Genomic DNA, 24689 nt, shown 5'->3' with positions numbered 1-24689 from the left:
GGCGTGATCCTCAACGTGCGTCCGCGCGTGAATCCGGGTGGCCTGGTTTACCTCAACATCAACCAGGTGGTGAGCGCGCCGGGCCAGAAGGACATCACGACCGGCAACTTCCCGATCCAGCAGCGCGAAGTCGCCACCCAGGTGGCGGTGCAGAGCGGGCAGACGGTGTTGCTCGGCGGTTTGATCAAGCAGGACGAGGGCGTCACGGATACGGGTATTCCGGGGTTGAACCGGATCCCGATTTTCGGTCGCTTGTTTGGTTCGACCACGCGCAGCCGGAATCGTACCGAGCTGATTGTGCTGATCACGCCGCGCGTCATCACCAACGGCGAAGACGCGAAGCAGATCACCGACGAGTACCAGCGCAAGTTCGAATCGCTGCAGCCGTATCGGGAGAGTCCGGCCAAGCCGCGTGCGGCTGAGCCGACGGTGACGGTGCCGCTGCACCCGTAGTATTGCCTTGTGCTTTTGTAGGAGCCGATTCATCGGCGATGGAGTGCTCGCCGTAGCCTGGCCCGCTGCCGCGGGGATCGCCGATGAATCGGCTCCTACCGAGCGGGGGGTGCCGCTAGCGGGGTGGGGTAGGTGACTTTGGGGCGGTAGGGCTGGACGGAGATGCCTAGGTTCGGGCCCATGCGGTGGCTGAGGCTATTGGCGTTGTAGAGGCCTAAGGTGTTGGTGGGGCGCGTGGTGATGTCCGCGTCCCTGGGCAGGGGTACCGGGGTCGCGCTGCTGGCGACCAGCTGGTTGAGGCAGGCGTAAGACAGGCTCGTGCCGTCGTTGCTGCCGTGCTCGACGCAGCCCGGCGTCGCCGATGCGCGCACGCCGGGTAGGGTGACGACGCTTTTTGTCTCCTGCGCCGAGGCACCAGACGTTGCCGCCATGGTCAGTACGAACACCATCTGCCGAATACGCATACATCATTCCCTGAGTCGTCGTTGCGCTGAATAGCACGCGCGGCGCGCCCTGCGTAAGTGGCGAGGCCGTTGTCATGGCGTTGTCACTAACTTTGTCATGGAAACAGCGCGGTTGTGTCATTTGCCGCGCCTAGCCTTCCCACGAGACAAGTCCCCGTCCCGTACGCCCATGCGCGAAGGAATGACCGTGACACGCTGCGTTTTCGCGCTGGTCGCGTGCTCGATCCTGCTCGCATCGCCGCTCCTCGCGGCGCAGGCGCGGACCCCGGCGGACGCCTCACAGGGGTCGGAAGAAACGCATGCGCCAACGCGCTTCGACATCGACGCACAGCCGCTCGCTACCGCGCTTCGCGGTTATAGCGAAGCGACGGGCATTGCCGTGCTGTTCGACGATTCCCTCGTCGCGGGACGCTCGTCGCCGGGTATCCATGGCGTCGCCGACGCACGTGATGCACTACGTGTTTTGCTCGTGGGAACGGGCCTCAGCGCTCATTTCGCCTCGATGAGCGCGTTCACCGTCACCGCTGATCCGACGACCGATGCCGACGTGCCGGCTGCGTCCGGCGTCGCCCCGCACGATGAGGTTCCTGCGCTCGACGAGCACGGTGCCGCGGTGATCCAGGTGGCCATCGAGGCCGCGCTCTGCGCACACGCAGCGACGCGTCCGGGCAGCTTTCGCCTGGCCATGCAGGTGTGGATCGACGCGGCGGGGGTCATCGGACGCGTGGCGGCGCTCGCACCGTCGGATGACCCGCAGCGAGACGCACGCGTCGTGTCGACGCTACGCGGCGTGCGCTTGCCAGCGTCGACGTCCCGTTTCAGCCCTGTGACAGTTCTGCTAACGCCGTCGGCTTCCGGCGCCTCTCGCTGTGCCGGTTCGCGCGAGTGGGAGAGCTGACGTGGACACCACGATGCTCGGGCTGTTCCTCGCCAACTACGAAGACTTCCGTCGTCGACTGCGTCGCCGTCTGCGTTCGGACGATCTCGTCGATGACGTGTTGCAGGAGACCTACCTGCGCGTCGAGCGGCTCGATCCCGATGCCGAACGCGCCACGCACCCGACCGGATATCTGTTCCGCATGGCCCTCAACATGGCCGCGGATCATCATCGTTCCTCCGGCCGGCTGCTCACGGGCGAGGAAGTCGACGACCTGATCCAGGGTGCCGACGATCATCTCGATCCACCCACCGTGCTTTCGTCGCAGCAGGACATCGCGGCGCTGGGCCTGGCCCTGGACATGCTCACTCGTCGCCAGCGCGAGATCCTCATCGCGGCACGTATCGACGAACTGCCGCAGGTGGAAATCGCGGCGCGTCACGGCATCTCCGTGCGCATGGTCGGCAAGGAACTGAAGAAGGCTCTTGAGACCTGTGCCACAAAAGTAGGCAGGAAATCGGTACAGCGGTTCGGTCCCGGGGCGGGAGATCCGTCTTGAGCGGTATGGACACGACCAGAACCAAGGAGAGCGAGCGCCAGGCCCAGGCGTGGCTCGTGCATCTGACCTCGGGCACGGCCACTCGCGAGGACGGCGAAGCGTTTCGTCGCTGGTGCCTTGCCAGCGAACAGCACGCCGAAGCCTTCGCGCGCACGCGGCAGATGTGGCAGGACCTCGGCCCGGCCATCGCCCGGCGCCAGGACGCGATGCCGCGCGGCGGCCGCCCGGCGCCACGGCACGCGGTAAGAATGAGTCGCCGTGCCTTCCTCGGGTCGGCCATCACGGCGTCCGTCGCTGCCGTCGCCGTCGCCCGCTACGGCTTTGACATGGGCGGCCAGCGTGGCACCGGTGCCACGCTGCGCACGGCCGTCGGCGAGCAACGGCATGTCGACGTGACGCAGGGCGTCGCGCTGGAAATGAATACCGCCACGGATATCGGCGTGCGTTCCTCGGGCAACGCGATCACCGGCTTCCGCCTGCGTTCGGGCGAAGCCGTCGTCCGCATCGATCCGAGCCACACCACGCCCTTTGTCGTCGAACTGGACGACGCTCGCGTACTTTCCAGCCCGGGCGCGCTGTTCGCCGTGCGTTGCGTGGACGGCGTGTCCTCGGTCACCTGCCTCGAAGGGCAGGCCGTGCTGGCACGCGCCGCGACGAAGACCCTGGTCAAGCCATCCCAGCAGCTGGCCTTCGACGCCGATGGCCTCGGCGCCGCGATGGCCGTGAACCCCGATACCGCGCTCGCATGGAGGCATCGCGTCCTGATCTACGACAACCAGCCCTTGGCCGACGTCGTCACCGACATCAATCGCTATCGCCCCGGTCGCATCGTCATTACTGATCGCGCCCTCGGCGAGCGGCGCGTGCATGCGCGTTTCACCCTGGACCAGATGGCCGACGTGGCCACGCTGATCGAAGACGCCTATGGCGCGCACGCTACCCACCTTCCTGGTGGCTGGGTGTTGTTGAGCTGACTGTCGCCCGGGGCCGGCACCGTCGGCCTCATGAATTTTTCGTGACAACGGTTCAGTGCCGCCACTGCCCACGCGTCCTTAGGGCAGATGGAACATCAGGGGAAGGTTCGCGTGGCTACACGAGCAGTATGGGTGCGAGGCGCACGCGCGCTGGCGCTGGCGATCTCGCTATCGCTGACAGGTGCCGCCGCGGCGCAGGACGCGCCGACCGCGTTCGACGTCAACGAGTACGTCGTCGATGGCAACACGACACTGCAAGCGCTGGATATCGAGACGGCCGTGTATCCGTTCCTCGGCCCCGGCAAGTCGATGAACGACGTGAGCGCCGCGCGGGACGCGTTGCAGAAGCTCTACCAGGCGCACGGTTACCAGTCCGTCGTGGTCGACCTGCCGCCGCAGCAGGTCAAGGGCGGGGTAGTCCGCTTTCAGGTCACGGAGAACACCGTGGGCCGCGTGCGCGTGGAAGGCGCGACCTACCGCTCGCCCAAGGACATCCGCGATGCCGTGCCGGCGCTGCGCGAAGGCGACGTGCCGAACTTCACCGATGCCCAGCAGCAGCTCACCGACGTGAACAAGCGTGGTGGTGCGCAAGTCGTTCCGGTGCTGGCGCCGGGCAAGCTGCCGCAGACGATGGACGTGACGCTCAAGGTCACCGACAGTTCGCCGCTGCACGCCAGCCTCGAGGTCAACAACGACCATAGCGTCAACACACCCGAGCTGCGCACCGTGGCCAGCGTGCGCGACGACAACCTGTTCCAGAAGGGGCAGTCGGCGTCTTTGACGTATATCGTCGCGCCGCAGGATCGCAATGCGGCGGAAGTCTGGGCCGGTTCCTACCTGGTTCCGCTGAGCAGCGACTGGAGCGTGCTTACCTCCGCGTACAAGTCCAACAGCAATGCCAATGCCGTTGGCGGCACCACGGTGCTGGGTAAAGGCAACGCTTTCGGCTTCACCTTCGTGCGCACGCTGCCGACGCATGGCGAGTACTCGCAGTCGCTGTCGCTGGGCGTGACGCGCAAGCATTTCGACCAGAACATCAGCCTGGGCGAACAGACCTCGAAGGCACCGATCACCTATATCCCGGTGGTGGCGAGCTACCAGGGTCAGTCGGTCGGCGAACGCTCCTCCAGCAGTATCGGCGTGAGCGGCACCTTCGGCTTCCGCGCCGGCGGCAGCGACTCGGCGGCGTTCGACAACCAGCGCTACAAAGCCAAGCAGAACTTCTTCTACGTGAAGTTCGACGGCGGCCACACCATGCTGTTCGAGGACGGCTTCAGCCTGGCGGGTCGCCTCGGCCTGCAGCTGTCGACCTCGTCGCTGGTCTCCAGCGAACAGTACGCGGCCGGCGGCGACAGCACGGTTCGCGGCTACCTCGAAGCCGAGGAGACCGCCGACCACGGCGTCATCGGTTCGCTGGAGTTCCGCACGCCGTCGATTGCGCAGCACATCGGTGGCTGGGTCAACGACTGGCGCTTTCACGTCTTCGCCGATGCCGCGCATCTGGCGCTGATGAACGCCTTGCCCCAGCTGATCGACGCGGCCAATCCGGACGCCGGCAGCACGCGCGTCACCAGCTACGACCTTTCCAGCGTCGGCGTCGGTACCCGTTTCCAGATTTTCAACATCGCCACCGGTGCGTTCGAAGTGGCCTATCCGTTCAACAACGGGCAGGCCACGCGGGCGCACGACACTCGCATCCATTTCTCACTCAAAGCGGATCTCTGACCGGCAGGTCGGACCATAGACTCCAGGGGTATCACCGTGACTCGAATCTTGTTACTGACCTGCTTGCTGATCCTCGGCTGGGTGCCGGCGGCTCATGCCGACACCTCGTGGTGGAACCAGGACTTCTCCTTCCGCAAGGCCATCACCATCGACACGACCGCCAAGGGCGGCAACGTTACGACGGCGGTCGGTCGCACGCCGCTGCTGGTTCGCCTGCACTCGGGTAATTTCACATTCGACGGCGTCTCGGAATCGGGTGCGGACGTTCGCTTCGTCGCTGCCGATGACAAGACACCGCTTAACTTCCAGATCGAGAGCTTCGATCCGGTGCTCGGCGTGGCGCTGATCTGGGTCGACGTGCCGCAGGTTGCCGCGGATGCGCAGCAGCAGATCTGGATGTATTACGGCAACGCCAAGGCGCAGGGTGCCGAGAAGACCGGCGCCGTGTTCGACGCCGACTACGCCGCGGTGTACCACTTCGAAGAGCCCGCCGGCACGCCGCCGCACGATGCCACTGCCTATGGCAACAACGCCGTCGGCAGCGATATCGCCGGCGTCGACGGCGTCATCGGCAAGTCCGCGCACTTCGATGGCTCCAAGATCGTCACCCTGCCGGGCAGCGTGTCGATGAATGTCGCCGAAGGCGGCACTTTCACCTTCAGCACCTGGATCAAGCTCGATGCCGTGGCCGATGGCCGCGCACTGGTCTACGCCCGCCGCCAGGGTGAGCAGAAGCTGCTGATCGGCCTCGATCACGGCGTGCCCTTCGTGCAGACAGGCGACGCCACCAGCACGGCCGGCGAGCCGATCAAGGCCGGTGCCTGGACACACCTGGCGGTCACCGCCGCCGGCGACGACATCGCGCTCTATGTCGATGGCAAGCCCTACGCCAAGCTCGCCGCGAAACTGCCGGCGATGACGAGCCAGGCCACGCTCGGTGGCGATATCGCCGGCCAGACCGAGACCTTCGTTCCCTTTACCGGCCTGATGGACGAAGTGCGCCTGTCGCGCATCGCCCGTCCGGCCACGCTGATCGCGGTGGATGCGCAGACGCAGGGTGCGGAATCCAAGCTGCTCAACTACGGCGCCGACGAAAAGCAGTCGGGCGTGGGCTTCGGCTACTTCGGCATCATCGTCAAATCGGTTACCGCGGATGCCTGGGTCATCATCGGCATCCTGCTGGTCATGGCCGCGTTGTCCTGGGTGGTGATGTGGCAGCGCGCCGCGTACGTCAACCGCGTGACGAACGCTAACGAGGACTTCCTCGACGCGTTCCGCCAGCAGGGTCGCAACATCCTGGCACTGTCGCGCGATCCGACGGCCTCGCGCCTGGAAGACGCCTCGCTGTATCGCTTGTACAAGGTGGGCGCCGGCGAAGTGTGGAATCGCCGCGATGCCGACGGACATGACCATATTGCGGCGGAGTCCATCGAAGCGATTCGCGCCACCATGGATTCGGTGCTGGTGCGCGAGAACCAGCGCCTGTCCAAGTCGATGGTGCTGCTGACCATCGCCATCTCCGGTGGCCCCTTCCTCGGCCTGCTCGGCACCGTGGTCGGCGTGATGATCACCTTCGCCGCGATCGCCGCGGCGGGCGACGTGAACGTCAACGCGATCGCGCCGGGTATCGCCGCGGCGCTGCTCGCCACGGTCGCCGGTCTGTTCGTCGCGATCCCGGCGCTGTTTGGCTACAACTACCTGCTGATCCGCAACAAGAACGTCACCGCGAACATGCAGGTGTTCGTCGACGAGTTCGTGACTCGCCTGGCGGAACAGCAGCGCGCCACCCACCCGTCGGCCGTCGCGGCCTGAGGAACGGATCATGCGCGCGCAAGACGAAGAGAAACCGTACGACGACATCAACATCACGCCGATGCTCGACCTGGCGTACGTGTTGCTGGTGATCTTCATCATCATGACCACCGCGTCGGTGCAGGGCATCAAGGTGAACCTGCCCAAGGCCAGCGCGGCGGTGAGCATGGCCAAGCCGCAGACCAAGGCGATCACGATCTCCGAATCCGGGCAGATCTTCCTCGATGCCTATCCGGTGACGATCGGCGAACTGGAGGAGCGTCTTCGCTCGCTGAAGGCGCTCAATCCGGATTTCCCGGTGGTGGTGAAGGGCGATTCGACGGTCCAGTACCAGAAGGTCATGGACATCCTGGATCTGCTGCGTCGTGTGGACCTGCCGCAGGTCGGCCTGGTCACCGGCAAGTCGCCGAAGGGATGAGCGCGTGACCTTGCCCACATCCCGTCGCGGGAAACCTAAACGCTGGCTCGGGCCGGCGGTCGGTGTCGCCGTGCTCGTCTTGCTCGGTGTGTTGATCTGGCACTTCGCCGGCAGCAGCGTCGGCGTGCGTCGCGAGGCACCGCGCATCGCCACCATCACCCCCTTGCCTCCGCCGCCTCCGCCGCCGAAGGAAAAGCCGCCGGAGCCGAAGAAGGTCGAGGAAGACATCAAGCCGATCGAGAAGCCGCAGGACATCCCGCAGAAGCCGACCGACGCGCCGAAGCCGAGTAACGACGTGGCCAAGAACGTCACGATCAACGGCGATGCCCAGGCCGGCAGCGACAACTTCAACATCGGCGCTGGCGACGGCGGCGGCATGGTCGGTTCCGGTGGCGGCAACGGCACGGGCACCGGCAGCTACAGCCAGTACCTCGGTTATGCGATCCAGCAGGCGGTGCAGCGCGACGACCGGGTCAACCGCCTGGCCTTCGATGTGCGCGCCGACGTGTGGCTGGATGCCGACGGCAAGCTCGCCCGCGCCGAACTGGTCGGTGGCACCGGCAACGCGAAGACCGACGAAGCCTTGCTGGACGCCCTGCGTGCGATGCCTCGCATCGACGTGACGCCGCCCGCCGCGCTGCACTTCCCCGTGCGCGTGGCCATCCGCGGGAAGCGCCCCGTATGACGCCCACCACGCCAATCCCCTTTGAAACACACGCTTTGGAACCCCGGAGAGTTCGCATGACCATCGGAAAGGCCCGCCATCGACCCGCGCGAGCCGTGCTGGCCCTCGCTATCGGGCTGTCGCTCTGCGCGGGCGCTGCCCAGGCGCAGAGTGCCGCGTCGGACAACGCCACGATCAACCTCGTGCGCCTGCTCGTGAAGCGCGGCGTGCTCACCCAGTCGGACGCCGATGGCCTCATCGCCCAGGCCAACGCCGAGGCCGCGCAGGCGCAGAAGCTCGCCGGCACCGCCAATGCGGCGCCCACCACGCCGGGCCAGGTGCGCGTCACCTATGTGCCCGAAGTGGTGCGCAACCAGATCAAGGACGAACTGCGCCAGGAAGTGGTCGCCCAGGCCAGGACCGAGCATTGGGCCGAGCCGGGCAAGCTGCCCGAATGGCTCGACCGGATCAGCTGGACCGGCGACATGCGCGTGCGCGACGAATTCCATTACTACGACAAGGGCAATGCTTCGCCCGTCGTGGACTTCGCTCAGCTCAACAGGACCGGTCCCTACGACCTCAACGGCAACAACCCGCCGCCGCTGCTCAACACGCTGGAGAACCGCACGAACTCGCTGCGTATCCGTGCGCGTCTCGGCGTGAACGTCGACCTGGGTGAGGGCGTCACCGCCGGCATCCGCATCGGCACCGGCAACGACAACAACCCGGTCTCGACCACCCAGACCCTCGGCGGCGGCTTCGCCAAGAAGGACGTCTGGCTCGACCAGGCCTGGCTGGCCTGGAAGCCGACCGATTGGGCGCAGGTCATCGGCGGTCGCATGCCGAACCCGTTCATGAGCACGGACCTGGTCTACTCGAACGACCTGAACTTCGACGGCATCGTCGGCAAGTTCAACGTGCCGATGACCGACCAGCTCAGCACCTTCGCCAACATCGGCATGTTCCCGATCGAATACCAGGCCRACGACTTCCCGTCGCAGCAGGGCGTCAAGCAGGCCAGCCGCGACAAGTGGATGACCGGCGCGCAGCTCGGTGCCACGTGGAAGTTCAACGAAGACACCCAGCTCAAGGCTGCCCTGGCGTACTACCGCTTCGATCACATGCAGGGCCAGCTTTCGTCGCCGTGCTCGATCTACCTGGGCGTGACCGCCTGCGATACGGACACCAGCCGTTCGGCCTTCATGCAGAAGGGCAACTCGCTGTTCCTGATCCGCGACATCGTGCCGGACCCGAACTCGCCGACCAACTACGCGCAGCCGCAGTTCGTCGGCCTGGTCTACGACTATCACGTCGGCGATGCCAACGCCCAGTTCGATACCAAGGTGGCCGATACGCCGCTGCGCATCGAAGCCGACTACATCCGCAACATGGCTTACCACCGCGCGGATGCGTTCCGCCCCGACGTCGGCCTGAATCGTCTGGTCAACAACTTCGGCGTCGGCGATATCGCTGAGTCGACCTACAAGAGCGGCCCGGTGGGCTGGATGCTCCGCGCCACGCTCGGCGACGTGAACCCGCATGCGGCCGGCGACTGGAACGTGAGCCTGGCCTACAAGTACCTGCAGCCCGACGCCACGCTCGATGGCCTGACCGACACCGACTTCCACCTCGGTGGCACCAATGCCAAGGGCTTCATCCTCGGCGGCAGCTACGGCATCTCGAAGTACTCGTGGCTCAGCCTGCGCTACTTCAACGCCAGGGAAGTGTTCGGCCCGCCGCTCTCGATCGACGTGTTCCAGCTTGAAATGAATGCCCGGTTCTAAGGAGGCGATATGAAACGCACCCTCATCGCGCTGATCCTGCTCGCCGTCTTCCCGCTGGCGCAGGCACAAACCGCCAGCCTGGAAAGCCGCATGCGCGACCAGCTGCGCGAGACACGTACGCAGTTGCAGGAGTTGCAGGCGCAGCAGTCCACCTGGGCTGCCGAGAAGGCGGCGCTGGAGAAAGAACGCGACGCGGCGAAGCAGGAAGCCGAGACCGCTCGTTCGTCGGCCAAGGCGTCGTCGGCGGTGTCGCCCGAGGTCACGCGGGAGCTGGCGGCCGAACGCCAGCGCCGTGAGACCGCCGAGGCCAGCCTGCAGCGTGGCAAGTCCGCCGCGGAGTCCGCTGGTGTGGCTTTGCGTACGGCAGAGGCCGAGCGTTCACGCCTGGCCAAGGAGCTCGACGTGTCGCACGCCCAGGTGGATGCCTGCACCGCGCGCAACGTGCAGATGTACCGGGTAGGGCAGGAGGTGATCACGGCCTACGAAAACATCGACACGACGGACATCGTCAGCTCGCGCCAGCCGTTCGCGGCGAAGTCGCGGGTGAAACTCGAAAACGCAGCGCAGTCGTTCGGCGACAAGCTTTACGACCAGCGCTTCGATCCCCGTGCCGGCCAGGTTTCCGCCACGAAATGAACGCGACGCAATGAACCAGGACCCGTCAGCCCGGCGGTGGGGCGCAAAGGAATGCTTAGGACATCGCAACGGACAGGGACGTCTCTTTTTTATGCATCAGGTCAGCGAGGCAGTGCATGTATCCCGACCATGATTCGACCAGCTTGCCCGAATACCGCGCTCCGCGGCCGCGCGCATCGCGTGCGCGCGCCGAAGTGGACGCACGGGTGGGCCGCATGAGCTGCCTGCACGCGCTGGCCGAGATGCTGCGCCAGCTGTATGCGGCGCGGCAGAACAAGCTGGCCGAGGCACTGCTGGACCGTTGCTCACGCGAAACGCTCGAGCAGTTGCTCGGCGAATCGTCAGCCTTTCTCGGCGGCCGCGTGCGCTACGCGGTCGACGACCGGCTGAAACACCGTAAGGCGGGACAGGAAGAAACGACGCTGCCGACGATCCGCGCGATCGCCAGCGTGCTCAACGCATGGCTCCACGACGGACGCCGCCTGGCGATCCGCGCGGTACTGCGCGAACTGTGCGACGACGAGCTCAGGGAGCTCGCCGCATTACCTGAACTCAATGATGAAGTGGCATCGATGACTGGTGATTTCTCATGAACAAGCCGCGCCCGATTTTCCGCCGTAACGCTCTGTGCCAGTTCATCGCCATGGCGCTGTTCGGTGGCGCGGCCCACGCCGCGACGCCGCCGCCCTTCAGCCAGGCCTGGCTGGCGGCCAAGCAGGCGGGTGCGCCGCAGCCGACCACGCCCACGACCGGTAACGGCGCAGGCAACAACGGCGGGAACGTGTTCACGCCCGGCAACGTGATGTTGCAGCAGCGGGTGCAGCAGTCCATCGCCAATCTCGACGCCGCCGCACAGGCCGTCGCGGCGCAGATGGCCGCGCAGAGCAGCGCGCAGAAGGCAGCGCAGCAGCTGGCGTCGAACGTGCCGGACGGTATCGCAGCGGGCGGGTTGAAGGTCGACCGCAACGTGCTCAGCGACCCGACCTTGTGGCAGAACGCCAATGCGCCGACGCAGTCGGTCGCCAACGGTCAGACCACGGTCGAGATCAAGCAGAACGCGTCCAAGGCGATCCTGACCTGGGAGTCGTTCAACGTCGGTCGTCATACGACGGTGCATTTCGACCAGACGGGTGGCACGCAGACGGACGGCGGGAATCAGTGGATCGCTCTGAATCGGATCAACGATCCTTCCGGGAATCCGAGCACGATCCTGGGGCAGATCAAGGCGGAGGGCACGGTTTACCTGCTCAATCGCAATGGCATGATTTTCGGCGGAGGAGCGCAGGTCAATACGCGTTCGTTGATCGCCAGTTCGCTGGACATGTTCTCTGGCGATGTGACCAGGAGCAACGCATTCTTCCTGAAGTACGGTATTGGTAGCGCGACCGATACGGACAACATCCTCGGCAATGGCAACAACCCGGTCCCGATCCTTACGGACAGCGGCGACGCAGGCCGGCCGAACGCGCAACGAGGTGCGCTCACGGTCGAGCAGGGCGCATCGATTACCGCATCGAAGGATGGCTTTGCCTTGATAGCGGCTCCGTCGATCACCCAGGCGGGCGAGGTCGTCGCCGATAACGGGCAGGTGATCCTTGCTGCTGTTCGAGATCTCACGTCCGCGACGAACAAGCCTGGGGCTGGCCTGAACGTGGTGCCGTTCACGGCTACCCCCGGCTTTGTGGGATCCATCGTGAACACGGGTCTGGTCCAGGCCAGGCAAGGTCAGATCCAGTGGATCGGCGAAGACCTGCATCAGGATGGCGTGCTTGTATCGTCGACGAGCCTGAGCCACCCTGGCAGCATCACGTTCGATCTGGGCAATGCACAGAACGTATCGACGGTGGTGACCCTTGGGCAGGGCTCGGTCACGACGGTTCTTCCGGAGAAGGACGGACAGACGACCACCTCGACAGCCGACGCCGACGCGGCGTTCGTGACGAGCAAGGTCGACTTCAACATGAAGGCGGTGTTGAATCCCGGTGCGCTGGTCGAGGTGCCGGCTGGCAACGTCACCTTCCACCGTGAGGCCTATGTCGATAGCGGCGCGACGATCGATGTTTCCGGTCTGGCCAACGTGACCCTTCCGATGTCCGCGCTCCTGGTCATCATCCCCCGGATCGGCCTGAACGAGCTGGCCAACTCGCCCTTGCTGCGCGACAGCTTCCTGTTCTCGGCCAAGAACGTCGCGATCGACAGTACCCGGTCGGGCACGCGTAGCGACGGTCTCGACTGGGTCGGCAGTCCTGTGCTCAACGCCGCTGGCTATGTGAACAACATGCCGCGTACCGTCGACCAGTTGATGATCAACTCGGGCAACATCGCTTTCCAGCTCGGCGGAATCGTTCGTACGGGCGCGCAATTGCGGCTCGAGGGCGGTTTCCTCAACTACCTCCCCGGATACATCACCACGCCGCGCCTGCAGGCGGCGAATGGTCTGGTCTACGACATCGCCTCGGCCGATCCGAACGTTGACTACACCGGTTTTGCCGGCGTCTTCAGCCAGGACCATGCCCGTTGGGGCGTGACCGAGACCTATACCAGCCCCTTGCTGGCGAACATGGGTCGCTGGGATCCAGGGTTCATCAGTGGCGGCTACGCCGGCACCTTGTCGTTCGGTCAGAGCGGCAATATCACGCTGGTCGACGATGTCATCCTGGATGGCGACGTCAGTGCACACGCGTACGCGGGCCGTGAACAGGTTCGTAGTGGCAACGAGCCGCTAGGTGGCACGCTCGACATCAATGTCGTCGACATTGCGTACTACGACGCATCAAACAGGATCCCCGCGGGCCTTGGGGTCAATTTCGTGATCCAGCCCGACCATATTCCCCTGGAGACCTACGCGCCCGATTTCACCGCCGACGACCCCTGGCCCACGCCAAAGGGCGACCCCACGAACCCGAATAACCCGCTGTGGTGGCATAGCCTCTCCACCGCCATGATCGACAACGCGGGGTTGCGCAAGGTACGTATCAGCACAGCCGGCACCGTGTTGGTAAAGGACGGTGCCGACCTGCACGTCGCCGACGGTGGAGAGGTGGACATCACGGCGACCAACGTCGACGTCGAGGGCACGATCACGGCTCACGGCGGTGCTATCGATCTTTCCGCCCGCAATGCGCAGAGCGACTTCGAGAACGCCGTTACCTCGTCGGTCATCATGGGCGATTCGTCCCGACTCGACGCCAGTGGGCTTTGGGTGAACGACGCGGGACGCACGGCCGACGAATTGCAGGGGAGTCGCTGGATCAATGGCGGCAGCGTCACGCTGACCGGCCTGACGAGCGGCGTGGCGGGCTTCGCCGATACGACCGCGGATATCGTCCTGGCGAAGGGCGCGGTGATCGATGTCTCCGGCGGTGGCTATGTCGGCACCGATGCGTCGCTGTCGATAAACGGCGACGTGCCGGATGGCCGCGGTGGCGACGTGGCGATCCAGACCCATGTCGATGGACCCATACTCAATTACGTTACCGGCCGGCAGCCGTCCGACCTGCTTGGCGGCGCGATCGACCTCGGCGCCACCATCATCGCCGAGGGATTTTCCGGTGGTGGAACGTTGACCCTCCACGCGCCGCAGATCCAGATAGGCGGCGAGGCGTCACCGACGCCGGACGTATCACTGCTTTATCTCGACCCCGCGATGTTCTCCTCGCTCGGTTTCTCCCGTTACAACCTCATCGCGGACACCGATGCTTCGGTGATGCCCGGGGCGCAAGTCACCGTGCAGGCGCGGGCAATGGTGGCCGATCGCACGACACTGCTGGGCACGGCGAGTCGCACCAACCTGCTAGGGACGAATGGGCAGGGTGATCTGGCCACGTCGGGGGTGCTGGATCCCTACGTTCGTTACACGCAACGARAGGCGGGCGATGGTCTGACGATTCAGGCGGGCATATATCGCGGCTGGCAAGGCGATGAACTGCCCGGCGTTACCGGCAGTGCGGTGGTGGGTGAGGGTGCGCGCATCGATGTCGATGCAGGCGACACGATCGCTCTGAGCACGCCTGGCAGCGTCGTCGTGGATGGTGCCCTCGTCGCGCGGGGAGGCACGATCGCGTTGCACGATCTCCTGATCCAGCCGCTCAAGCAGACCGCCGTCAATCGAAGCGTCTGGTTGGGCGCGGACAGCGTGCTGGACGCCAGCGGCATTTCCCTGAGGGACCCCGCAGCCGGCGTGTTGCCCCGTGACGGGGCAGCGGACGTGCCTCGTGCGTCAGGTGTCGTGCTTCCCGGCGGCTCCATTCAACTGTATTCAGACCACGACGTCGTCGCAGAGCAAGGATCTCGCATCCTGCTGTCGGGGGCGAGCGATACCTATGACCTGCCGACGGYGGGCCGTCGCGGCGGGATCGCCGGTGTGTCCTATCTGGCGACGCCCGTGTGGAGTGACGGCGGAACACTCGACATCCGCTCGAACACGGGATTGTATTTCGACGGCAGCCTTGACGCCCACGGTGGTGGAGCCCTGGCGCGTGGCGGCCAGGTATCCATTTCGGATACGTCGGGAAACGGGGACGATAGCCTTCTCGGCCAGGGCCTCCTTGTCCTGACGCAGGACGGGTGGCGCGTACCGGAGGGGAGCGATCCCTTCTCGTCCACCCGGCTGGACAAACTCGACGGCGGCGATCTGCGCTTTGCGCTCGATCGTCTCGATGGCTCGGGTGTCGAAGACCTCTATATAGGCACATCGATCAACGGTACCGACCCCACGCAGCTGCAGCCGCTTTCGGTGGCGTTCGCGGGCGACGTTTCCCTGCATCTGGGCCGCAGCATCCAGATCCAGACCACCGGCGTTTCGGCGATGGCCACCGATGCACGAACGCCAGGCGACGCGACAGGCGGGATCGAGGGTCATGTCGAGCTGCAGGCGCCCTACGTTTCCCTCATGGGCTCACAGTATGCCGCTGCGGTTCCGACGCCGACGGCGTCGGGCAGCAGCACGCTTCAGATCGATGCCGATTTCATCGATCTGGGTGGCCGTGTGAATCTTGCCGGCTTCAGCCAGGCATCGTTCGACTCCACCGGCGACATACGCTTCACCCTGCCCACGGGTGATGTCGGCAGCACGCAGACGGGATGGCTGTACAGCACTGGCAACCTCGAGTTCACGGGCAGCCGGCTGTACCCGATGACGCACTATGCGTTCCTGATCGACGCGGCCAATCCAACGTCCGAAACGACGGTCAGCTTTCACCGTGCCGCCAGCAGCGACGATTCGACACCGTTGAGCGCCGGTRGAACGCTCGTCGTAACCGCCGATCACATCGAGCAGGACGGCACGCTCTGGGTACCGTCCGGCTCGATCGTTCTCGGTACCGACCGTCCTTCGGATACGAAGAYGGCGCTCGGACTGGATGCCTCGCTTCCCATGGTCTCCACGCGCGACGTGCACCTGGCATCCGGAAGCGTCACCTCCGTTTCGCTCGACAACGCGGTCGTTCCTTACGGTACGACCCAGGACGGCAAGGACTGGCACTACGAGAATGCCGGCACGGCCCAGCTGTTGGTGGATCGCCCGCCGGAGAAATCGGTGTCGATCGCCGGTGCCACTGTGTCGCTGGATGCCGGCGCGAACGTCGATATCTCGGGTGGCGGTGACCTCCAGGCGGTGGAATGGGTACCCGGCACGGGTGGCTCGCGCGATGTGCTCGCCCAGACCTACACCGATTACACCAATTCGCAGGCCGGTGTGCAGAAGTCCCAGTACGCGGACGACCGCCCGATCTACGCGATCATCCCCGGCGCCCAGTCGCCGCTTTCCGCTCACGACATCGCTCTCGAGATGGGTCAGGGTGCCGCACCCGGCGTCGGCCAGGCGGTTTACCTCTCCGGCGTGCCAGGACTGCCGGATGGCGTTTACACGCTGCTTCCCGCCCGCTACGCGACGCTGCMGGGCGCCTATCGCGTCGTACAGGACACCGGCGTGAAGGATCCCGTACCGGGTGCGGCGATGACAGCGCCCGATGGCAGCCACATCGTGTCGGGCTATTTTACCGACACGCTGACCGGCGCAAGGGATGCGCGGACCAGTTCGTTCTCCGTGCAATCGGCCGACACCTGGGGCCAGTACTCCGAGTACTCACTCACCTCCGCGTCGACGTTCTTCACCGATAAAGCCAATGCAAACGGCAACGTCGTCCCTCGACTGGGCGCGGATGCCGGCCGGTTGAGCATCGCGGCCACTGCGGCGTTGAACCTCGGCGCCACCCTGGATGCCGCTCCGGCGAAGGGAGGTCGCGGATCCCAGGTCGATATCGCCGGCGACGCGATACAGATCCTGGGCGCTGGAGGAATTGCGCGTGACGGTTATCTGCACGTCTCGGCGGACGAGTTGTCGACATTGGGCGCGGGCAGCTTGCTCATCGGCGGAAAGCGCGAGAGCACCGATGCGGGCGACAGCGTCGACGTGCTCGCGAACAATGTGCTGCTTTCGAACGATGCGGCGCACCCGCTGCAAGGCAGCGAGATCATTCTCGTCGCCAACGGCCAGGGTGGCGTGGCCCTCGACGACGGTAGCGTCCTGCGCGCGACATCCACCGACGATGCCGCCTCGCCAGCGTTGCTTATCGGTCAGAAGGCCAGTGATACGACGCCGGCCGTCAGTGGCGACGGTGCTCTGTTGCGTGTCTCCGGGCTCGGTGCGTCGCCCATCGTGCGTACGAATATCACGGGCCTGGATGGCCCGGCCGGCGCCCCGGGCGGCAACCTCGCCATCGGTGCAGGGGCCGTGATCGACGCCGCGAACACCATCAGCATGGATGCCACGGGACTGACGTCGCTCGCCTATGACGCGACGCTGAGTGCGCGCGCGATCGACGTAACGGCCGGCCATATCGGCCTGACGAACACCGATCCGACGGTGCAGGACCAGGCAGGCAGCCTGCTCATCGGGCCGCGTATCCTCGCGCAGTTCGCCCACAGTGACGAAACGACGTTGCGCGGGCGCCAGGCGATCGACCTCATCGGCGACGCGTCACTTGCCGTATCGAATGCCCTCACGCTGAGCGCGCCCACGATTCATAGCGATGGCGGAACGGCTTCGCTCGCCGCTGGTTCGCTCACCATTGAAAACGACACGGGCGTGCAGTCGCCGACATCGGATGTGGGCGATGGGCAGCTGCATGTCGCCGTGAACGATCTGCACCTCGGTTCGGGAGACGCGGTATTCAGTGGCCTCGGGCAATTCACCGCGAAGGTTGCCGGCGCCGTCTATGCGTCGGGCGTGGGTACGGTCGACCTGGGTGCAGCCTCTGTCGATATCGCCACGCCGGGTCTCGTAGCATCGCTCGGCGCAGACAACCAAGTGCAAACGTCGGGCGCGATGCACTTGACCAGCAACGGCCAGGCGCCGGCGCCGGGCAGCAACATGAGTGGCACGATCGGTCTCGAGGGCGGCAGCATCGATCTCGACACCGCCATCGTGGCGCCGGGTGGAGAAGTCTCGCTGCGTGCGACGCAAGGTGACGTGCGCCTCGGCGATCAGGGCGCCATTCGGGTGGGTGGTGTCGCACTACCGTTCATCGACACCACGGTTGCCGTGCCGGGCGGCTCGGTGACCCTGCAGGCGGATACGGGTAATGTCGCCACGTCGGCAGGCTCGATGATCGACATCAGTGGTCCGGGTGAAGGCACGGCCTCTGGCGGTGCAGGTCGCCTCGACGTCGAGGCATCAAAGGGTAGCGTCGCCCTGGGTGGCGCGCTCATGGGGCGTGCGGCCGATGGCTACCTTGGTGGCGTGCTGTCCGTCGATGCGGCCGCCGCCTTCGATCTCGGCGGACTGGCTGCCCTGACGAGTGCGGGTGGGGTAGACGGCTCGATATCCGTTCATACCCGCGCCGGCGATCTTTCGGTCGGGGCGGGACAAACCTTGCGCGCCCACGTGGTGAAACTCACCGCAGACGGCGGTGCCGTCGACGTCGCCGGCGATATCGACGCATCCGGTACATTTGGCGGCACGATCGCACTGTTCGGCGCGCGTGGTGTCGATATCGATGGCGGGCTCGACACCAGCGCCTCGGCCGCGCAGCACGACGGTGGTGACATCACCCTTGGCACGAGCGGGACAAGCGACGGGACGCTGAACGCCGCCTTTGGCTATGAGAACGTCCAACGCGCGGACGCGGGACACATCCGCATCGGCAGCGGTGCACGTATCGTGCAGAGCGGCACCGATGCCGACGGCAAGCTCTACCTGCGCGCACCGTTGCTCAGCGATGGCGACGTGCCCATCGATATCGCCCCAGGCGTCGACCTGTCGCACAGCCGCGATCCCTCGGTCGAGGCATACGCGTCATGGGACACGCGCGATACGCCGGTCGACCCTGTGGCAGATGCAGGAAAGCACTTCGATGGCCTCGTCGATGCCGCGGGATGGTATGCGGCCGACCCGGTGACGGGGCGTCCGATGCTGGTCGCCGGTACGTTCAAGGACGACGCGGGTAATGCCGTCGCCGCGCCCGATCCGACGAATGCCGCACAAGTGGCCGACTACCTTTCCCGCTATCGTTTCGAACCCGCCGATCCCAACCTTGCACACGCCACGTTCTACGGCTACGTCAACGGCGGCGAGGGGCAGGGCGCCGGCACCTTGATGAGCTTCATCGAGAATCCCGGGTTCACGTTCGAATCCCGCTTGAAGGGAGCCGTGCCTGACCTCGCCGTGCAGCCCGGCGTGGAGCTGCGTAACGGTAATACGGCCTGGAACGGTGGCGACATCACCGTGCTCACCAACTGGAATCTCGGCGCCGGCACGCAGGATGCCAATGGCACGCTTCATCTTGCCTACCGTTATGGCGACCAGGCTCCCGCGCTCAGTTTGCGTGCGGACGGCAATCTCGACGTCCGGGCGAGCATCACGGATGGTTTCTACCAGCAGGGGAATGCAGGCGGCGTCGGCGGCGATGCCCCGGAGGCCGACCAGGCCGAAGCAAACACCTACTACGACCTCATCGTCAGCCAGGCAAGCGGCGCGGATCAGATCGACGGCGTCTTTACCAAGCCGGCACAGTTCGCCGACGGCGATTCCGAAGCCGTGAAGCAGTATTACGGCCAGTACGTCGAGTACGCGAAGTACCTGACCACCGGCATCGCGGAACTGACCCCGCCCAACAACAGCACGATCAACAGCCCGGCTACGGTTATTTCTTTCGCCATCGGTTTTCTCATTACCGACCCGTCGGTGGCGGCACCGCCGAAACCGGCGTCGCCGCAGACGCTGAATGCGTTTCCGTCCTACCTCAACGCGTACAAGGATTATCTGCTCACGGCAGCCCGGTCGACCGACTTCGCGAACACGTCGACGATGCCGGGTGACTTTGTGACGCTGGACGGCCCGCCGACCACGCTCGACCTGATCGCTCCCACGCCCGCGCCCGTCGACAACAGCCCGTCACCACGGGCGGTTGCCACCAACACCCTTCCGATCCTCAGCGCCACGCTGACGGGGGGGGACAGCTCCAGCTATCGGCTGACGGCGGGCGCGGATCTGGCATCCAGCGACCCTGGCGCGACGCGCCAGGGCGCCTTGGGGTCCGTCCTGCTTGGCGGCCACACCGACTACACCGATCCACAGACGAATCGCGTGCTGGCAGCACCCACCGTCGTGCGAACGGGCACGGGCGATATCGAGATCGCCGCCGCGGGCGACATTCGCTGGACGGATGACCGCGCCCCCGCCGCTGTGTACACGGCGGGTGCGCCGGCGCCGGGCACGACCGCGGACGACTCGGTGTCGTTACTTCAGCCTTCGACGAACACGGCGATTTTCCAGTCCGCGACACCGGAACTCGTCGTCACCGGCGTCGTCAATCCCGACGATGCCGGACACCTGAGCCTGCGTGCCGGTGGTGACATCGACGGTATCCAGAATACGGTCGACACGACGGGCGACCTGACGGGAACCGCCGGTACGCGCACGGCACAGTACTGGTGGCCGTGGATGCAGACGAACAACACCGCGACCCGCTCGTCGATCAACTTCGGTGGTTTCGACCAGGGCGTGATGAGTGCGGGCGGCAACGTGAGCGTGCAGGCGGGCGGCGATATCCGCGAGCTGTCGGTGTCGCTCCCCACGACCTGGATGATCAATACCGACGCAAGCGGTGCGCGCAGCCTGCAGACCTTCGGTGGCGGCGATCTCGATGTGCGCGCCGGCGGCGACATCCTCAGCGGCAGCTACTTCGTGGCGCACGGGCAGGGCAGCATCCAGGCGAGCGGACAGATCGGCAGCGATTTCTCGGTGACGTACACGACGCCGACCAACCAGCAGGCGACCATGCCGGTATCGACACTCATCGCCATGCAGGACAGCCAGGTGTCGGTGCAGGCCAACGGATCGGTGAGCCTCGGGGGCATCTTCGATCCTTCGTTGCTGGACAGCAATCCGGTGTCGGCCCTGGTGCCGGCGGGACACCCCGATCGCCAGAATTATTCGTCYGATTCGCGCATCGATGTGACGTCGCTCTCGGGCAACGTGGTGTATGGCGACCTGACATCGCCGATCTCCCTCTTCACGGCCGGGCTGGCAGCCAATTCCCAGCCGTATCCGGATACGGCGGGAGATATGCTGCCTGCCTCCGTCAACTTTGCGGCCGCCAACGGCAATCTGTCGCTGCTGACCAGTGGCGAGCTCTTTCCGTCCGACGATGGCGATCTCGCTTTGCTGGCACGAGGCAATGTTTCCTTCAGCGTGGCCAATCTCGGGCAGGCCAACCGAAACGCGTGGGGCATGATCGACGCGCCGCTGAGCTCCATGGTGTCGCCACTCAATCTCACTCCGATCGGGCTGACGCCGGGTAATAGCTCGCCGCATGGTGGTTATCTGCTACACGAGATGTCCCCTCTTGCGGTCGGCCAACAGGCCTATCACGCTACGGACCTGTGGCATGCCGACGACACCGATCCGGCGCGCGTCTACGCGCTCGACGGCGATATCGTCAACGGCGACGGTGGCGGAGCCAACGGCGTCTTCCTGATGCCCAACAAGGTGTCGCATATCGAGGCAGGCCGGGATATCGTCGATCTCGCCTACCTCGGTCAGCAAATTCACGGTGCTGACATTTCAGTTATCAAAGCGGGCCGGGACGTCGTGGATCTGCCGGTGGTAACGAGGGCCACGACGGGACTCGCAGGAAATACGATGGCGGTCATCGCCCAGGCTGGTCCTGGATACCTTTCCGTGGAGGCTGGCCGCAACCTCGGGCGCCTGGCTTCGCAGACCGAGCTGTATCCGAGCTCCGGCCAGCAGGCACCTGTCGCCGCGCTACTGGCCCCCGCTGACGCGGGCCTTTATACAGGCATCAATTCGGTCGGCAACATCTACAACGCCGCGCTCCCAACGCAGGGCGCATCGATCGTTGCGTCGTACGGTGTCGCCCCAGGCGTGGACCGCGCGGCTTTCATTGCTCGTTACATCGATCCTTCCGCAGCAAAGCCGCCGGGCCTCGACGACGGTTCCGCTGGCCTTGTCACCTTCGTCGAAGATTACGACGCGGGGTTGCCGGTTGATACGGGCTTGCTTGCTGATCGTCACGTACCGACTTATACGGTGGATCAGGCCTGGGCACGATTCCAGGCATTGCCGGACGAGGCGAAAGCCATCTTCGTGCAGCAGACGCTGTTCGGTGTCCTGGCGCAGGTGGGTAAGGATTACAACGACGCGTCGAGCCCCTTTGCGAACCAGTACGTGCGTGGTTACGAGGCGCTGAACACCTTGTTCCCCGCGTCACTCGGCTACACCGCCAACGGACTCGGTGGCGGCACCAACGGCGCACAGCAAACCGTGCACACAGGCGACCTGGACATTCGCGGCAGCACGATCCAGACGCAGCGTGGCGGTGATGTTTCCATCGTCGGCCCCGGCGGCGAGGCCTTGTTGGGTAGTGTCTCGGCGCCTCCCGTCATCGTCGATTCGGTGACAGGCAACTTGCTCGCCGGTCCGAACACCCAGGGCATCCTCACCCTCCAGCAGGGCAATGTGTCGATCTTCACCGACACCAGCACCTTGCTCGCGCAGAGCCGCATCTTCACCGAGCAAGGTGGAGACGTCACCATCTGGAGCTCCAACGGCGATATCAATGCGGGCAAGGGCGCGAAAACCAACAGCGAGATCCCGCCGGTACGCTATCTGTGCACCGTGGACGCCTGGTGCTTCCAGGATTCGGCAGGCCAGGTAAGCGGTGCAGGCATTGCCACGCTGCAGACGATCCCCGAGGCGCCCCAAGGCTCGGTCTACCTCATGGCGCCACGAGGCACCGTGGACGCAGGCGACGCTGGCATACGCGTTTCCGGCAATCTCGTCGTCGCCGCGGCGCACGTCGCCAATGCCGACAACGTACAGGTCAAGGGCGATTCCGTGGGCCTGCCCGTCGTGCAATCGGTGAACGTCGGTGCGCTCAATGCGGCCAGCTCCGCTGCCACGGCTGCGACGAAGGCCGCCGAAGATGTGGCACGCCAGCAGCAGTCGGACGCGCGCGACCGCCAGCCATCGATCATCTCCGTGCAGGTGATCGGCGCCGACCCCAGCGCAAGTACCGACAGCGGCACGCATGGCTCGGCTTACGACAGTGCAAGCCCCGTGCAGGTAGTGCGTCGCGCGGGCGTTGCAGGTGATGGACTGACGCCCACGGAGCGTGCGCGTCTGATGCAGTGATACGTTCCAGGGGAATTAAGAATGCCGGCGTGACGTCGTTACGTCGGCATGATTTTTATCGCTCCGTTGTCATGTTATTTGTCATTAACTCGATAGTGCCAACAGCGCGTTAAAGCTGTCACGGTAATGGCACATCGAAGGACATCCCCACGTCATTCGTACGACAATTACCGGGCGAATAATCGGAACGCCTCCAAAAGGAGGTCTAACGACTAGGGGTAACACCATGTTCAAGCGTAATGCTATGGGGAACACCCGCGCCAAGCTCCTCGCTAGCGCCGTCCTGATGACGCTCGGTTTGACCGCTGCCGGTGCTGCAATGAGCACCAACGTGGGCGGCGGCGGTGCCACGCTGCCGGCCGGCGGTTATGTTGGTTGGGGTTTCGTCGCTTCGGGCGCGCCCTCCACTATTTTCTCCAGCAACGTCACGGGCAAGACCGGTTCGGCCATCGATCCGACCTCGCTCCTGGGCGCCTGGTCGGGTTCGGGCAACACCACGCCCACCCACCTCGTGTCGTACTGCCAGACGGGTAGCGGCGGCGGCAAGAAGATCTTCGATCATTCCGACGGTACAGCCACCTGGGGCGGCGCCGGTCAGGCGTGCAGCTCTACCGCCAGCGCGACGTCGGGCTTCGGCGGCGACACCTCCATCGTCGACCCGCACTTCGTGGGAAGCGATGCGCCGATGTCGCAGTCCGAGTTCAACTGGTTCGGTAATGGCACCAACCTCGGTAACAAGGCCACCAAGTATGGTCAGCCGGTGCAGTTCCCGGCCGTCGTTGGCGCGGTCGCCATTGCCTACAACCTGCCGGGTGCCCCGTCCCTCGATCTGGCCGATGCCGGTCTTTGCCGCATCTTCTCGGGCCAGGTCACCAACTGGAACCAGCTGAGCGGAACGGACTTCAACACCGCGCCGACGACGGCGATGCCGAACCTCGCCCTCAAGCTTGCCTATCGTGGCGATGGCAGCGGCACGACGTACTCGCTCGCCAACCATCTGGCCACCGTTTGCACGGCCCTGCCGTCGAGCAAGTTCTTCCAGGCGGACCAGGCGTTCACCACGGTCGCTGCCCAGTTCACCCTGCCGGCCGGTTCGGTTGCCGGTACCGGTAACCCGGGTGTCGTGGCTGCCATCAGCGCCACGTCGGGTGCCATCGGTTACGCCGAAGCCGCCAACCTCCAGCACACGTCGGTGTCGTCGACCACCCGCGTTGCCAAGGTCAACGGTAAGGATCCGTACGCCAACCTGTCCAACTCGATCAGCATCAGCACGCTCCTGGTGGACAAGGTCATCAACGGCTTCCATTCGGCGATCGACACGGGCTTCGTTCCGGGTACGCCGAACGTCCAGGCCCTCACGGGTGCCACGACCGCCGGTTGCATGCTGTCGGCTGATCCGACGACCTATGCCAACGGCGTCGCCGGCAGCTACCCGATCCTTGCCGTGTCGAACCTGATCTTCAACCAGAAGGGTAACGGTTCGGATCTCGCCGCCGTGCGTGACCTGATGTCGTTCACCTACAGCTCCACCCGCCGCGTCGGCGCCACGCTGATCGCTCCGCCGGCTGGCGGCACCACCGGCTACGCGTTCGTGAACTCGCCGGTGGCCAACGCCAAGATCAACACCTGCATCACGCTGTAATTCGCTACAGAGAAGACTCTCACGGA

Annotated in this window: 14 protein-coding genes; 13 read left to right on the top strand and 1 reads right to left on the bottom strand. The window is 65.2% G+C overall.

Going from position 1 to position 24689, the window contains the following annotated elements; translation table 11 throughout:
• The coding region (locus tag AC1DYM_RS16685; protein WP_477340205.1) for a type II secretion system protein GspD at positions 1-453 on the top strand (453 nt) is incomplete at its 5' end.
• Positions 454-548: 95 nt separating this feature from the next.
• Here the strand turns inward: AC1DYM_RS16685 and AC1DYM_RS16680 are convergent.
• A complete protein-coding gene (locus AC1DYM_RS16680; protein ID WP_477340203.1) occupies positions 549-917 on the bottom strand; it encodes a hypothetical protein in 369 nt (122 codons plus the stop codon).
• A 187-nt stretch (positions 918-1104) separates the two neighbouring features.
• On the opposite strand from AC1DYM_RS16680, the gene AC1DYM_RS16675 reads away from it, so the two are divergent.
• The 12 genes from AC1DYM_RS16675 (at position 1105) to AC1DYM_RS16620 (ending at position 24663) form a co-directional block, all read left to right on the top strand.
• Positions 1105-1815, top strand: a complete 711-nt coding sequence (locus AC1DYM_RS16675; RefSeq protein WP_477340201.1) for an STN domain-containing protein — start codon at positions 1105-1107, stop codon at positions 1813-1815.
• Between the two features lies 1 nt (position 1816).
• Entirely contained in the window at positions 1817-2353 is a 537-nt protein-coding gene (locus tag AC1DYM_RS16670) for an RNA polymerase sigma factor (RefSeq protein ID WP_244890700.1), read from the top strand.
• A 5-nt stretch (positions 2354-2358) separates the two neighbouring features.
• Positions 2359-3327: a FecR family protein gene (locus AC1DYM_RS16665; protein ID WP_477340198.1), complete on the top strand. Its 969-nt coding sequence runs from the start codon at positions 2359-2361 to the stop codon at positions 3325-3327.
• A 111-nt stretch (positions 3328-3438) separates the two neighbouring features.
• Positions 3439-5052 carry a ShlB/FhaC/HecB family hemolysin secretion/activation protein gene (locus AC1DYM_RS16660; RefSeq protein WP_477340196.1) on the top strand — a complete coding sequence of 538 codons (1614 nt, stop codon included), beginning with the start codon at positions 3439-3441 and terminating at the stop codon, positions 5050-5052.
• Between the two features lie 36 nt (positions 5053-5088).
• Complete coding sequence (locus tag AC1DYM_RS16655; protein ID WP_477340194.1) at positions 5089-6864, top strand: DUF2341 domain-containing protein; 1776 nt, start codon at positions 5089-5091, stop codon at positions 6862-6864.
• Positions 6865-6874: 10 nt separating this feature from the next.
• Positions 6875-7282 carry an ExbD/TolR family protein gene (locus AC1DYM_RS16650; RefSeq protein WP_046969330.1) on the top strand — a complete coding sequence of 136 codons (408 nt, stop codon included), beginning with the start codon at positions 6875-6877 and terminating at the stop codon, positions 7280-7282.
• A gap of 4 nt (positions 7283-7286) precedes the next feature.
• Entirely contained in the window at positions 7287-7967 is a 681-nt protein-coding gene (locus AC1DYM_RS16645) for an energy transducer TonB family protein (protein WP_477340192.1), read from the top strand.
• A gap of 56 nt (positions 7968-8023) precedes the next feature.
• Positions 8024-9730 (top strand): putative porin, encoded by a 1707-nt coding sequence (locus AC1DYM_RS16640; RefSeq protein WP_477340190.1) that lies wholly within the window; start codon positions 8024-8026, stop codon positions 9728-9730.
• A gap of 9 nt (positions 9731-9739) precedes the next feature.
• Entirely contained in the window at positions 9740-10366 is a 627-nt protein-coding gene (locus tag AC1DYM_RS16635) for a hypothetical protein (RefSeq protein WP_477340189.1), read from the top strand.
• Between the two features lie 116 nt (positions 10367-10482).
• Complete coding sequence (locus AC1DYM_RS16630; protein ID WP_477340187.1) at positions 10483-10959, top strand: hypothetical protein; 477 nt, start codon at positions 10483-10485, stop codon at positions 10957-10959.
• A complete protein-coding gene (locus AC1DYM_RS16625) occupies positions 10956-23021 on the top strand; it encodes a filamentous haemagglutinin family protein (protein ID WP_477340185.1) in 12066 nt (4021 codons plus the stop codon). Before AC1DYM_RS16630 ends, AC1DYM_RS16625 begins: the two co-directional genes overlap by 4 nt.
• Positions 23022-23247: 226 nt before the next feature.
• Positions 23248-24663 (top strand): substrate-binding domain-containing protein, encoded by a 1416-nt coding sequence (locus AC1DYM_RS16620; protein WP_477340183.1) that lies wholly within the window; start codon positions 23248-23250, stop codon positions 24661-24663.
• Positions 24664-24689: the final 26 nt, after the last annotated feature.

The sequence above is a fragment of the Luteibacter sp. P1_D3 genome (assembly GCF_056406135.1).
This window is presented reverse-complemented; position numbering and strand designations above follow the sequence as displayed.

Bases quoted from the DNA above. Each gene is read 5' to 3' on its own strand.
- AC1DYM_RS16635 (WP_477340189.1), top strand. From the start codon at position 9,740: ATGAAACGCACCCTCATCGCGCTGATCCTGCTCGCCGTCTTCCCGCTG.
- AC1DYM_RS16620 (WP_477340183.1), top strand. From the start codon at position 23,248: ATGTTCAAGCGTAATGCTATGGGGAACACCCGCGCCAAGCTCCTCGCT.
- AC1DYM_RS16665 (WP_477340198.1), top strand. From the start codon at position 2,359: ATGGACACGACCAGAACCAAGGAGAGCGAGCGCCAGGCCCAGGCGTGG.
- AC1DYM_RS16630 (WP_477340187.1), top strand. From the start codon at position 10,483: ATGTATCCCGACCATGATTCGACCAGCTTGCCCGAATACCGCGCTCCG.
- AC1DYM_RS16680 (WP_477340203.1), bottom strand. From the start codon at position 917: ATGCGTATTCGGCAGATGGTGTTCGTACTGACCATGGCGGCAACGTCT.
- AC1DYM_RS16650 (WP_046969330.1), top strand. From the start codon at position 6,875: ATGCGCGCGCAAGACGAAGAGAAACCGTACGACGACATCAACATCACG.